This window comes from Bacteroides sp. OM05-10AA (genome assembly GCF_003439055.1).
Classification (GTDB): domain Bacteria; phylum Bacteroidota; class Bacteroidia; order Bacteroidales; family Bacteroidaceae; genus Bacteroides; species Bacteroides intestinigallinarum.
Genome location: NZ_QSUR01000023.1, coordinates 35162 through 48564 on the forward strand (window position 1 = coordinate 35162; position 13403 = coordinate 48564).

Here is a 13403-nt window from a genome sequence, read left to right on the forward strand (position 1 = left end):
TTTATGAAGAAGAAAGTATTATTTATCGATAGAGATGGTACGTTGGTAATCGAACCTCCCATTGATTATCAGCTCGATTCATTGGAAAAACTGGAATTCTATCCGAAGGTATTCCGTAATTTGGGTTTCATCCGTAGTAAACTTGACTTTGAATTTGTGATGGTCACCAATCAAGACGGATTGGGTACATCCTCTTTTCCGGAGGAGACATTTTGGCCTGCTCATAATCTGATGCTTAAAACATTGGCAGGAGAGGGGATTACTTTTGATGAAATTCTGATAGACCGTAGCTTCCCTGAAGATAATGCGCCTACCCGCAAACCACGTACGGGAATGTTGACGAAGTATTTAAATAGTCCCGATTATGATCTTACCGGAAGTTTTGTGATAGGTGATCGTCCTACGGATGTGGAACTTGCCAAAAATCTAGGTTGCCGAGCAATTTATTTGCAAGACTCGACCGAAGCTCTGAAAGAAAAAGGATTAGAAGAAGTCTGTGTCCTTGCAACTACTGACTGGGACCGGATAGCCGAATTCCTTTTTGCCGGAGAACGGAAAGCGGAAGTACGTCGTACTACAAAAGAAACAGATATTTATGTTGCTTTGAATCTGGATGGAAATGGAACTTGTGACATTTCTACCGGTCTTGGCTTTTTCGATCACATGCTTGAACAGATTGGAAAACATTCCGGCATGGACTTGACCATCCGTGTTAAAGGAGATTTGGAAGTAGATGAACATCACACGATCGAAGATACCGCTATTGCATTGGGCGAATGTATCTATCAGGCTTTAGGTAGCAAACGAGGGATTGAACGTTATGGTTATGCCTTGCCGATGGATGATTGTCTTTGTCAGGTTTGTTTGGACTTCGGCGGTCGTCCTTGGCTGGTTTGGGATGCTGAATTCAAGCGTGAAAAAATAGGAGAGATGCCAACAGAAATGTTCCTTCATTTCTTTAAATCATTAAGCGATGCAGCGAAGATGAATCTGAATATCAAAGCCGAAGGACAGAATGAACATCATAAAATAGAAGGAATTTTTAAAGCTCTCGCACGTGCACTAAAGATGGCATTGAAACGTGATATCTATCATTTTGAACTTCCATCCAGTAAAGGAGTTCTTTAATTTTTTAATAATAACATATAAACTTATGCAGAAAAGAATCCTGTTAAGTCTATTGGGAACAGTTTTGTCTGTCTTTCTTTTCGGTCAGAATCTGAAAGCAGATAAGATCACTCTACCTGACAGTGATTTAACGAATCTGTATAGAATCGATTCAGGTGTATACCGTTCAGAACAACCTTCAAAGGATGACTTTAAAGCTTTGGAAAAGTATGGTATTGGAGAAGTACTCAACTTGCGGAATAGGCATAGTGATGATGATGAAGCAAAAGGAACGAATATCAAGCTTTATCGGGTGAAAACTAAAGCACATTCGATTAGTGAAGAAGAATTGATACAGGCATTACGCATTATTAAAAATCGTAATGCGCCTATCATTTTTCATTGTCACCATGGCTCTGATCGTACAGGAGCTGTTTGTGCGCTTTATCGTATCGTCTTTCAGAATGTCTCAAAAGAAGATGCAATCCGTGAAATGATAGAAGGAGAGTATGGCTTTCATCGTATTTATAAAAACATCATTCGAAGGATTAAAGAAGCAGATATAGAGCAAATAAGAAGAAGGGTTATGTCGGCAGAGTAACTTTAGTTCGTATGCTTTATACAAATGTATCGGATTAAATGATTGTTTAATAGTGATTTATCTGTTACGCTATTCTCAAAGTATTCTCACGCTTATGAGAAAAAATTCTCACCGTGATGAGAAGATTTTCTCATAGGGATGAGAATTCTTTCTCATCACGGCAAGAATACTTTGAGAATTATAGATTATGATAATCTGTATTATAATACTTATAAATTCTCTATTTCTTTGAGCCACATAGCTGAACTTGCATCACTAGGCATCCTCCAGTCTCCTCGCGGGCTAATAGAAATGCTTCCTACTTTAGGCCCATCGGGCAGACAGGAGCGTTTGAATTGCTGATTAAAGAAGCGGCGGAAAAAAGTATAAAGCCATTTCTTGATGGTTTCTTCGTCATAGACATCTTTGAAGGCAATATTTGCCAGATAGAATATCTTGGATGGGCGGAAACCACAACGTAAGAAATAATAAAGGAAGAAGTCATGCAGCTCATAAGGACCTACCAAATCTTCTGTTTTTTGTTTAATCTCTCCGTTTTCATCTGCAGGAATCAGTTCCGGACTAATGGGAGTGTCTACTATATCAAGTAAAGTCGCTTTTGAATTTTCATCTATACCGTTTTCCGCTACCCATTGTACCAGGTACTTCACCAGAGTTTTCGGTACACTTGCATTTACTCCGTACATAGACATGTGATCGCCGTTGTAGGTTGCCCATCCCAGTGCAAGTTCTGATAAATCTCCTGTGCCAATAACCATTCCCCAAGTTTGATTGGCTACGTCCATCAATATTTGGGTACGTTCCCGCGCCTGCGAATTCTCGTATGTAACGTCATGTACATTTATATCATGGTTTATATCTTTGAAATGCTGGATGCAGGCATCTTTTATACTGATTTCACGAATCGAAATACCTAACGATTTCATCAGGTCAATAGCATTGTGATATGTACGATCTGTTGTTCCGAAACCTGGCATTGTGATTCCGAGGATATCTTTCCGGGACAATCCCAACTTATCAAAAGTCTTCACGCAAACAAGCAGTGCGAGTGTTGAATCCAATCCACCGGAAATGCCAACTACGGCAGTTTTAGCTCCGGTATGAACCAATCTTTGTGCCAGTCCGGCTATCTGAATGGAGAATACTTCTTCGCAATGCTCGTTCAGTTCTGCTCCCTGCGGCACAAAGGGATGGGAATTGAACTTGCGGGTTAAAGTCAGTTCTTTGCTCTTAACAAATTCTGTTGCAATGGAAACGGCCTTTTTATCTTCTAGATTACCTTGATTGGCGGCAAAAGTGGTGTTTATCCTGCGCTCTGCCCGGATGCGTTCTACATCTATTTCACTGATAATAAGTTGTTCTTTCATACTGAAACGTTCACTGCGTGCAAGAAGTGAACCGTTTTCATAAATCAGTCCATTACCTGCAAAAACGACATCAGTAGTAGACTCTCCGAAGCCACAGGATGAGAATACATATCCGGCAATGCAACGTGCAGATTGCTGGCTGATGAGAGAGCAGAGATAATTGTTCTTTCCAATACCTTCATTATCTGCAGACATATTGAAGATAATTTCTGCTCCTTGCAGTGCCAATGAAGAACTGGGAGGGATGGTAGACCAAAGGTCTTCACATATTTCAATACCAAAGGTCGTATCCGAAGTTTCAAATAGCAAATTGGCACCTATCGGAACTACTTGTCCGCAAAGCCGTACATTATTGGTTGTCAGTTGAAGTGCCGAAGTGAACCAGCGTTGTTCATAGAATTCTTTATAATTTGGCAGATAAGTTTTGGCAGCAACTCCCAATACTTTCCCTTTCTGAATCACTACGGCTGCATTGATAACTGTCGAATTGACAATAACAGGCATGCCAACAATAGAAATAATGTCTAATTGACGAGTATTATTAAGGATTTGCATTAGCCCCATTTCTGCCTCTTCAAGCAAAAGCTGTTGTCCAAACAGGTCGCCACAAGTATATCCGGTAATACTCATTTCTGGAAATACGATCATTTGCACTCCTTTGCCTTCGGCTACCGCAATCAGACTTTCTATCTTCTCTGCATTAAATTTACAGTCTGCCACTTTTACGTGTGGCACAGCTGCAGCTACTTTTACGAATCCGTAGTTCATCTTATACCTTGTTTATATATAATGGATGCAAAAATAGGAAATTGTTTTGAATTAAGTTGAATTGGCCGGCTTATTTGAATAAACATATGTCTAAAGATATAAGCTTTTTATTTTATGATATATAAAAAAACAAAGATTTATTTGGAAATAAAACAAAGACTTTTTATCTTTGCATTGAATTAATATTTGTAATAAATACAAATATGTAATAACGGAGAATAATGAAACCATACGAACGATTATTAGAGCATAATATCAAGCCGTCCATGCAGCGTATCGCTATCATGGAATATCTGATGGATAATCCGATTCATCCATCAGCTGATGATATATATACTGCACTATCTCCCTCGATGCCGACACTTTCAAAAACTACGGTTTATAATACATTGAAATTGTTTTCGGAGCAAGGAGCGGCCTTGATGCTTACGATTGATGAGAAGAATACGAACTTTGACGCAGACACTTCCGTACATTCTCATTTTTTGTGCAAGCGTTGTGGACACATTTATGATCTGAAATGCCCGGAAGCCATAAAGAAAGTGGAGAATGTAGACATGGACGGTCATCAGGTATCGGAAGTTCATTATTATTATAAAGGTATTTGCAAGAATTGCTTAAGTAAAGATAAAGAAACACGTATTGACTAATTAATTTAAAATTGAGAAGAAAATGAAAAAATTTAGATGTACTGTATGCGGTTACGTTCATGAAGGTGACGCAGCTCCTGAAAAATGTCCTTTATGTAAAGCTCCTGCCAGCAAATTCGTAGAAGTTGTTGAGGTAGAAGGTGGCGCATTGTCTTTTGCTGACGAACACGTTATTGGTGTGGCAAAAGGTTGTGACGAAGAAATGATTAAGGACCTGAACAATCACTTCATGGGAGAATGTACTGAAGTTGGTATGTATTTGGCTATGAGCCGTCAGGCAGACCGTGAAGGTTATCCTGAAGTTGCTGAAGCTTTCAAACGTTACGCTTGGGAAGAAGCTGAACATGCTGCTAAGTTTGCAGAATTGTTGGGCGACTGCGTATGGGATACTAAAACGAACCTGCAGAAACGTAAAGATGCTGAACAAGGTGCATGCGAAGATAAAAAACGTATCGCAACTCGTGCTAAAGCTCTGAATCTGGATGCTATCCATGACACTGTACACGAAATGTGCAAAGACGAAGCTCGTCACGGTAAAGGTTTTGAAGGATTGTACAACCGTTATTTCGGTGATAAGAAATAATTAAGCCTAATAAACTCTTAAAAGGTCTGTATTCCGCAACGAATACAGACCTTTTTTATTTATATTTGTCTATCAATTTTTAAATACCACAGTTATGAGAAAAGTACAACTATTGTTAGTTTGTTTAATGCTTTCGGTGGCTGCTTTTGCTGCTGATAAAGTGATTAAATTGCCGAAGCCTAATTTAAACCGTACCGGTGCGGTGATGAAGGCATTGTCTGAACGACATTCAACTCGCGAGTATGCTTCTAAATCATTGAGTCTGTCGGATCTGTCTGATTTGTTATGGGCTGCTAATGGGATAAACCGTAAGGAATCCGGAATGAGAACAGCTCCGTCGGCGTTGAATAAGCAGGATGTGGATGTATATGTAGTATTACCTGAAGGAAGTTATCTGTATGATGCTAAAAATCATCAGTTGACTCTGGTTGCTGAAGGAGATCATCGTGGAGCAGTAGCCGGTGGACAGGCATTTGTGAAAACAGCTCCGGTGTCTTTGGTGTTAATCAGTGATCTTTCCAGATTTGGAGATGCGAAGAGTGCACGCAGCCAGTTGATGGGGGCTATGGATTCCGGCATCGTTTCTCAAAATATTTCAATATTCTGTTCCGCTGCTAACATAGCAACAGTGCCACGCGCTTCGATGGACAATGAACAATTGAAGAAAGTTTTGAAATTGAAAGATAGCCAAATGCCAATGATGAATCATCCTGTGGGATACTTCAAATAAGGATTGGCAAGATATACAAAAGAGTGACGGTATCCCGCAAGGATACCGTCACTCTTTTCCTATTATAGCGTTACTATCCCGACCGGATAGCGTCACTATATTTTCTTCTTTACTTCAAGAGAAATTCATCAATCGCTTTTTTGTAAGTTGCCTTGTCAGCAGCTCCACGGAAAAGCTGTGGATCTCCTTTCATGGGAATGAATACAAACAATGGAATACTTGTTGCATTAAATAAAGCTGCCAGTTCTTTTTGTTTATCTACATTGACTTTGTAGATGACAATTTTTCCGGCATATTCCTTTGCCAATTCTTTCATGATAGGAGCTGTCTGGCGACATGGTCCGCACCAATCTGCATATAGGTCGATGATGGCGGGCTTATTACCTTTGTAATTCCACTCCTTTGATTTCTCATAATCGAAGACGTCTTTCAGAAACATTTCTTTGTCCATTACGACGACTTCACCGTTACCTGTTACCTCTTTTTTACCTTGATTAGTTTCCCTACTGTCATTGAATGCGTATACAATTACGCTTGCCATGACGAGGGCTACCATTACTAATACTTTCTTCATTCGTTATTATTATCTTTTTATGTATAATGCTTCTCGATAACCCCTTGCAGTTCGCTACTATGGATTACGCCGGAATGTCTCCAGACAGCCTCTCCATTCTTGAACAGTATAAAGGTCGGTACAGCTTGTATGCGATATTTAGTAGCCAGGTCTTCATGCTGGTCAACGTCTATCTTTGCAATACGTGCTTTATCTCCCACAATAAGTTTTAGTTCTTCTAAAACCGGTTTCATTGCTTTGCAAGGTCCACACCATTCTGCAAAGAAATCAACTAAAACGGGCACTGGTGACTGTATTAAATCTTCAAATTTTTCCATAATCTTTTCTTTCTTAGAGTTAAAAAGCAGTCTTTGAAGACCGCAAATATAATTTCTATTTTATTATATAACGAGAAAAAGCTGATTTTGTTCATGAAATAGTAATCATAGAGTCATCATCTTGTAATGTGAAAGAGGGAACTTTGCGTATCGAAAAATAATAGAGCTATGCATTTACGTACGTATTATCCAACAGTAGTCCTCTCGGATATTCATCTGGGAACTCAACACTCTAAAACAGCAGAGGTCACAAGTTTTCTGAAATCAATCAATTGTGACCGGCTCATCTTGAATGGAGATATTATTGACGGATGGCATCTTCAGAAGAGCGGTTCCGGCAAGAAATGGAAGTCACAGCATACGGACTTTTTCAAAGTAATCATGAAAATGATGGAGAACTTCGGTACGCAGGTGATTTATGTTCGTGGTAATCATGATGATTTTCTGGACAATCTGGCTCCCCTGGATTTTTATAATATAAAGATCGTGAAAGACTGTATCTATGAAAGCCACGGAAAGCGGTATTATGTGACGCATGGTGACATCTTCGATACGGTGACTACAAAAATGCGTTGGCTGGCGAAGCTGGGAGATGTGGGATATACTTTTTTGTTGTGGTTGAACAAGGTATATAATGCACGCAGGATAAAACAGGGTAAACCTTATTATTCTCTTTCCCAATCTATCAAAAATAAAGTAAAGACGGCTGTTTCTTATATCTCCGATTTTGAAAAAGAACTCGTGAACTTTGCACGTATGAAGAAGTGTGACGGAGTGATTTGCGGACATATTCATCATCCTGCAAATACTTATTATGACGGAATACACTACCTGAATTCCGGTGACTGGGTAGAAACGCTTTCTGCTCTGACAGAAGACGAAAAAGGAAATTGGAGTATCAGGTATTTTGATGGAGTGATTACGGAAGAGCAAACCGAAAAATTGGAAGATACACAAATAACGATAGCCTCATGAAATTCTTATTTATTGTTCAAGGTGAGGGGAGAGGGCATTTTACACAAGCAATCACCCTCGAAGAAATGTTATTGCGCAATGGGCATGAAGTAGTGGAAGTCTTGGTCGGGAAAAGTTCGACACGTACTTTGCCGGGATTTTTCAATCGGAGTATTCATGCACCGGTGAAGCGATTTATTAGTCCGAACTTTCTGCCTACGGCAGATAATAAACGGGCGAACCTGACGAAAAGCTTTACATACAATTTATTAAGATTACCGGAGTATCTTCGTAGCATGTATTATATAAATCAGCGGATCAGGGAGACAGGGGCGGAAGTTGTCATCAACTTCTACGAGCTTTTAACCGGACTTACCTATGCACTCTTCCGTCCCTCCGTTCCGTATATTTGTGTTGGACATCAGTATCTGTTTTTACATCGTGATTTCGAGTTTCCGGATAAAAATTCGTGCCAGTTATGGATGCTGCGTTTCTTTACCCGGATGACCGCTCTAAGATCTTCGAAGAAACTGGCTTTGTCTTTCCTGGAAATGGAACAGGATGATATGAATCAAATAGTGACCGTTCCTCCATTGATTCGTCAGGAAGTGACCGCTATCCGTCCGGAAAAGGGTGATTATATTCATGGATATATGGTTAATTCCGGGTTTGCTGATGGCGTAGAGAGCTTTCATGCGAAGCATCCGGAAGTTCCTTTAACTTTTTTCTGGGATAGATCGGATGCTGAAGAGGTGACACAGATTGACGAAACATTGAGTTTCCATCAAATAGATGATGTGAAGTTTCTTAATGCTATGGCGGGTTGTAAGGCTTATGCCAGTACAGCAGGCTTCGAGTCTATTTGCGAAGCAATGTATCTTGGAAAACCTGTATTAATGGTTCCGGCACATATTGAACAAGACTGCAATGCCTATGACGCAATGAAAGCGGGGGCAGGAATAATCAGTGATTCCTTTGATTTGCAACCGTTGCTTCGTTTTGCTGGAAAATATACTCCGAACCGTCATTTCGTTTATTGGGTTCGCAATTGTGAACGTCGGATAATCCGTGAACTGGAGAAACTGGCAGCTTCGCATTCAGAAATAACTTCAATACCAACATTTACTAATTATTTACCAATATGAAACTAAACAGAACGGATTATGTGCTTGAACGCGCATCAGATGGTGGCTATTATGCCTGGTTGACTGTAAATATGCAATGTAATGCTTATGGGGAATCTCCTGAAGAAGCAGTTCAGAATTTACAGAATATAATGAATGAGATGATTGACGAGATGTATATGGTAGAAGAGTTTATATAAATTGAAAGTTGAGAATTAAAAATTGAGAAATATGATGCCCAGTGGCATGACTTTTATTTCTCAATTTTTAATTCTCAACTCTCAATTTACTCAATTTACTCAATTTACTCAATGCTAAGTTCGTCGATGATATGAGAGGCTCCTGCGTATTTATCGATGATAAACAAGGTATAGCGGATGTCAACACAAGCGGCTCGCTGCGATGAAGGACGGAAAGCGATGTCTCCTGTTAAGCCTTCAAAGTTGCGGTCGAAAGCAGTTCCAATCAGCTGACCTTTGCTGTTAAATACCGGGCTGCCGGAGTTTCCTCCTGTATTATCGGTGTTTACGATAAAACAGACAGGCATTTCACCGTTTTTGCCATAACGTCCATAATCCTGGGAGTTATATAGCTCTTTTAGTTTTTGAGGCACTACGAATTCCCAGTTTTCTTGATCTTCTTTTTCCATCACACCTTTGAGGGTGGTATGAGCATCATATACCACACCGTCAGCCGGTTCATAAGAAAGCACCTGGCCGTATGTCAATCGTAAAGTAGAGTTCGCATCCGGATAAATCGGCATTCCTTTTTCCCGTCTCATGTCCATCATGCCTTTCACCCATACTTTATGAGCTGCGTCATAGTTCTGATTGGCTTCTTTCATGGCAATGGCTGTTTTCAGAATTCCGTCGGTAACAGAATATTTGAATAATACCATCCAGTCATATCCTATTTTATACAAACTTGGTTTCTTGATAAACTTCTCAAAGTTTTTAGGATTGCCGAAAATGGAATGTTCGAAACAGGCATCAACGAAGGCGTCAATACTTCCCTTGAAACGAGAATTGATGATTTCGAAGATGTTGATTCGTTGTTCTGCAGGAATGTAGTTGGCATAAGTTTTCAGCATTTCTTTCGCTACCATCCGTTCTACGTCCGGGAAGGGGACAGATGCAAAATACTTATCACCTTCTTTCTTCAGTTTTAGTTTTGCTTCTTTTATCTGCTCCTTATCTTTCGATTTCAGAGCGGTAACCAATTCTGTCGTGGAAGGAATACGCATAAAATCAAGGGCGGTGACCAATGCTTCATTGATAGCCTGCTGATGATATAGCGCATCGCGTCGGTGAGATACAATAGAGCGAATCTCATCAAAGGCTTTCTGATACGAATCATCTCCCTTCTCACGGCCGCGGGCTAATAGTTCTTCTTGCTGTGCACGTTTGGTATCCAGTACATTGAGGCGTATCAGTCCTTCATTCATGCCGATTGCATTTTTCCAATAATTGGCCGAAGAAGCATATTTGCTTGCATAATGAATACGCACTGCCGGATCTTTCAGCATTTGCTCCATAAGTACTTTCTGACGGGCTCCGCGTACATGCTGGCGCATGAAATTGGTCGTTTGCATCCGTTCTTCCACTTCGTCGGCAATCATATACCGCCAGTTACGTCCGGGGAATCCCATGACAAAGGTGAAATCTCCTTCCTGAACTCCGGCGAGGCTGATCTTCAGATGTTTTTTCACTTGCAGAGGAACGTTGTCTTTAGAATATTCTGCCGGTTTTCCATTCTTGTCCGCGTAAATACGGAAGAGAGAAAAGTCGCCTGTGTGACGAGGCCACATCCAGTTGTCGGTATCAGCTCCGAATTTACCGATGGAAGAAGGAGGAGCCCCTACCATACGAATATCACTGTATACTGTTTTGATGAACAGATAATATTTGTTTCCTCCATAAAAAGCCTTGAGCTCCAGCTTTGTTGCAGGAGTTATTTCTATATTCTCCGCTTTGGCAAAACGTTCTGCTACGTTACCAAGATAACTTGGAGATAGATAATTAACACCATCCGGGTCCGGATCTTTTTTCAGTTGTTCGTTGACGTAATCCGTCACATCGAGAATCCGGTCGATAAAAGTGACGGTCAATCCCGGAGTAGGGAGTTCCGCATCACGGTTCATAGCCCAGAAACCATCTGTCAGATAGTCATGTTCTACATTACTATGTTGCTGGATAGCTCCATAACCACAGTGATGGTTAGTCAGTACCAGTCCTTCGGAAGAGATAACTTCTCCCGTACATCCTCCTCCGAAGTGTACAACAGCGTCTTTTAGAGAAAGACCATTTGCGTTGTATACTTCCTCTATCGGAATTTCGAGGCCAAGTTCGCGCATGGCAACAGCGTTCTGTGCTTTCAGATCGGTTAGCATCCACATGCCTTCGTCGGCGTGGATGCTAAGAGTTGCCAGTGAAAATAGGACAAATAGGATTTGTTTTCTCATTTATTCTACGATTGTCATTTCATTGATTAGGTGTCCGCAGTTTCCTAACTTTTCCAGAATGAACAGGACATAACGGATATCCAGGTTAATACAACGTTGTAGGTTGTTGTCGAAATTGATGTCACCGCTTAATGATTCCCAGTTGCCATCAAAAGCACAACCGATCAGTTCTCCGTTTTCATTCAATACCGGGCTGCCGGAGTTACCACCGGTGATGTCGTTGGTCGACAGGAAGCAGACAGGCATATCACCATTTGGCAAAGCATAACGGCCGTAATCTTTCTTTTCGATCAGTTCTTTCAGTTTGGCAGGTACAACGAATTCACGGTCTTCCGGATTTTCTTTTTCAAGAATACCTTTAGTGGTCGTATAGTAGTTGTAGTGTACGCCGTCTTTCGGATCATAAGGTTTCACGTTACCATAGGTCAGACGAATGGTGAAGTTTGCATCCGGATAAGAAGGTACAGGCAACTTCATTTCACCTAGACCACGGATATAAGTTTTGTGCAGCAAAGCTAGTTCCCGATCCATATCCTTGAGCTGGGAAGCCAGTGTATCCATCAAGTCGTATTTAGACTGGCAGTATTGCAGTGCCAGATCATTGTCAATCGCTTTCACTGAAGGCTTCTTTGTAAACTTCTCGAAGTTTGCCCGGTTGGCAAAAATAGAGTTGTCATACATATCATCAACGAATTTGTTATAATCGCCTTTATATTTCTGTTCAATAACCTTATAAATAGAAGGACGTTGGTTTGCCGGAATCATTTCAGCATATAAGGGGAACAAGGCTTTCGCTACCTTGCGGTCTACTTCATGATCGTAATCTTTGTTATGGATGCTTTCGTAAGTGCTTTCCAAGGCTTTCATGCGTGCTTCGATTACAGAATCGTTTTTCTCAAGCAATGCTTCGCGTGTTTTAGTCAACATCACATTGCCAAATTCGATAGCTCCGAAGAAAGTCTCTCTCAAACAGGTGTACTGATAGTTGAGGGGAGTTGTCTTAGCTACCAGGTCATCAATGTTCTTTACTACCGCTGCATATTCAGCATTGTTTTGTGCTTTTGCAAACTCTGCGAATTTGGCTTCTTGTGCAGCTTTTGTTCCCAATACATCATTATCGATGATGGCCTTATTCATGCCGATGGAGTTTTTCCAATAGTTGCTGGAACCCGCATACTTGTTAGCATATTGAATACGGATTTTGTCACTGGCATTCATTACCTCTTTCAGGACAGCCAAACGTGCACCACGAATACGGATACGTGGATCGTTTTCCGATTCCATACGTTCTTTTACTTCTGATACAGTCAGGTAGCGGCTCGTACTTCCGGGGAATCCCATAATCATTGCATAATCTCCTTCTTTCAATCCTTTGATAGAGATAGACAAATGTTTCTTGGTTTTCAGTGGGACGTTGCTCTCGCTGTATTCTGCCGGTTCACCATTTGCATCTGCATAAATACGGAACATGGAAAAGTCGCCGGTATGACGCGGCCACATCCAGTTGTCTGTTTCACCGCCAAACTTACCGATAGAAGAAGGGGGAGCGGCTACCATACGTACATCCGGATATATTTTCTTGTAGAAAAGATAGAATTTATTTCCGGCATAGAACGGAAGAGCTTGCGGCACAATTCCTTTTTTGTCTGCCAGGTCACTTTTAAAATAAAGATCATGAGCCAGCTTTTGAAGGAATATATTGCTGAATGATTCGGATTCGGTGATTTCTTTCGCCGCAATCTTGGCATTGACAATATCCGTAATATCTTCGATACGTTCGATAAATGTAAATTTCAGTCCCGGAGTAGGGAGCTCTTTGTCTCTGGAAGTAGCCCAGAAACCATCAGTCAGATAATCGTGCTCAACACTACTATGTTGCTGGATGGAGGCGTAGCCACAATGGTGATTGGTCAGAATCAAACCTTCGGGTGAGATAATTTCTCCGGTACATCCGCCTCCGAATATACCTACGGCATCTTTAAGAGAAATTCCATTCGGATTATATAGGTCCTGTGCTTCCAGTTTTAATCCTTGTTTTTTCATCATGTCTATGGAGTGTTGCTGTTGCATCAGTTGCAATAGCCACATACCCTCATCCGCTTTAACGGAACATACAAAAAGCGCAGCCAGCGCTAATAGATAAAGTCTTAGTCTGTTCATTATTTAA

13 protein-coding genes are annotated in these 13403 nt (G+C 40.8%); 8 read left to right on the forward strand and 5 right to left on the reverse strand.

The window, feature by feature from the left end; translation table 11 throughout:
* Positions 1-3: 3 nt before the first annotated feature.
* Positions 4-1128 (forward strand): bifunctional histidinol-phosphatase/imidazoleglycerol-phosphate dehydratase HisB, encoded by a 1125-nt coding sequence (gene hisB, locus DXB58_RS17590; protein WP_122137699.1) that lies wholly within the window; start codon positions 4-6, stop codon positions 1126-1128.
* Positions 1129-1153: 25 nt separating this feature from the next.
* Complete coding sequence (locus DXB58_RS17595) at positions 1154-1708, forward strand: dual specificity protein phosphatase family protein (protein WP_074556410.1); 555 nt, start codon at positions 1154-1156, stop codon at positions 1706-1708.
* A 209-nt stretch (positions 1709-1917) separates the two neighbouring features.
* Here DXB58_RS17595 and DXB58_RS17600 read toward each other — a convergent pair whose 3' ends face one another.
* A complete protein-coding gene (locus DXB58_RS17600; protein ID WP_122137700.1) occupies positions 1918-3843 on the reverse strand; it encodes an NAD(+) synthase in 1926 nt (641 codons plus the stop codon).
* A gap of 221 nt (positions 3844-4064) precedes the next feature.
* Between DXB58_RS17600 and DXB58_RS17605 the strand changes: the two genes are divergently transcribed.
* The 3 genes from DXB58_RS17605 to DXB58_RS17615 all read left to right on the forward strand — a co-directional run bounded on the left by DXB58_RS17605 (position 4065) and on the right by DXB58_RS17615 (position 5806).
* Positions 4065-4493, forward strand: coding sequence for a Fur family transcriptional regulator (locus DXB58_RS17605; RefSeq protein WP_074556412.1), 429 nt, complete (start codon positions 4065-4067; stop codon positions 4491-4493).
* A gap of 22 nt (positions 4494-4515) precedes the next feature.
* The gene (locus DXB58_RS17610) at positions 4516-5076 is read left to right on the forward strand and encodes an NADH peroxidase (RefSeq protein ID WP_004297333.1); all 561 of its coding nucleotides are present in this window, start codon (positions 4516-4518) and stop codon (positions 5074-5076) included.
* A 94-nt stretch (positions 5077-5170) separates the two neighbouring features.
* A complete protein-coding gene (locus DXB58_RS17615; protein WP_004306006.1) occupies positions 5171-5806 on the forward strand; it encodes a SagB/ThcOx family dehydrogenase in 636 nt (211 codons plus the stop codon).
* A 109-nt stretch (positions 5807-5915) separates the two neighbouring features.
* Here DXB58_RS17615 and DXB58_RS17620 read toward each other — a convergent pair whose 3' ends face one another.
* Positions 5916-6380 carry a thioredoxin domain-containing protein gene (locus DXB58_RS17620; RefSeq protein ID WP_004306007.1) on the reverse strand — a complete coding sequence of 155 codons (465 nt, stop codon included), beginning with the start codon at positions 6378-6380 and terminating at the stop codon, positions 5916-5918.
* Between the two features lie 17 nt (positions 6381-6397).
* On the reverse strand, positions 6398-6697 hold the full coding sequence (gene trxA / locus DXB58_RS17625; RefSeq protein ID WP_004306008.1) for a thioredoxin: 300 nt from the start codon (positions 6695-6697) through the stop codon (positions 6398-6400).
* A gap of 168 nt (positions 6698-6865) precedes the next feature.
* Here trxA and DXB58_RS17630 point away from each other — a divergent pair, with 168 nt between their 5' ends.
* Genes DXB58_RS17630 through DXB58_RS17640 form a run of 3 tightly spaced genes read left to right on the forward strand, consistent with a single transcriptional unit; the run spans position 6866 to position 8975 of the window.
* Complete coding sequence (locus DXB58_RS17630) at positions 6866-7672, forward strand: UDP-2,3-diacylglucosamine diphosphatase (RefSeq protein ID WP_122137701.1); 807 nt, start codon at positions 6866-6868, stop codon at positions 7670-7672.
* Positions 7669-8796, forward strand: a complete 1128-nt coding sequence (locus DXB58_RS17635) for a glycosyltransferase family protein (RefSeq protein ID WP_122137702.1) — start codon at positions 7669-7671, stop codon at positions 8794-8796. Before DXB58_RS17630 ends, DXB58_RS17635 begins: the two co-directional genes overlap by 4 nt.
* Complete coding sequence (locus DXB58_RS17640; RefSeq protein WP_004297339.1) at positions 8793-8975, forward strand: type II toxin-antitoxin system HicB family antitoxin; 183 nt, start codon at positions 8793-8795, stop codon at positions 8973-8975. Before DXB58_RS17635 ends, DXB58_RS17640 begins: the two co-directional genes overlap by 4 nt.
* A 104-nt stretch (positions 8976-9079) precedes the next feature.
* On the opposite strand, the gene DXB58_RS17645 is transcribed toward DXB58_RS17640, so the two are convergent.
* Complete coding sequence (locus tag DXB58_RS17645; protein ID WP_122137703.1) at positions 9080-11236, reverse strand: S46 family peptidase; 2157 nt, start codon at positions 11234-11236, stop codon at positions 9080-9082.
* Positions 11237-13396 (reverse strand): S46 family peptidase, encoded by a 2160-nt coding sequence (locus DXB58_RS17650; protein WP_199487979.1) that lies wholly within the window; start codon positions 13394-13396, stop codon positions 11237-11239. It abuts the gene before it with no gap.
* Between the last annotated feature and the right edge of the window lie 7 nt (positions 13397-13403).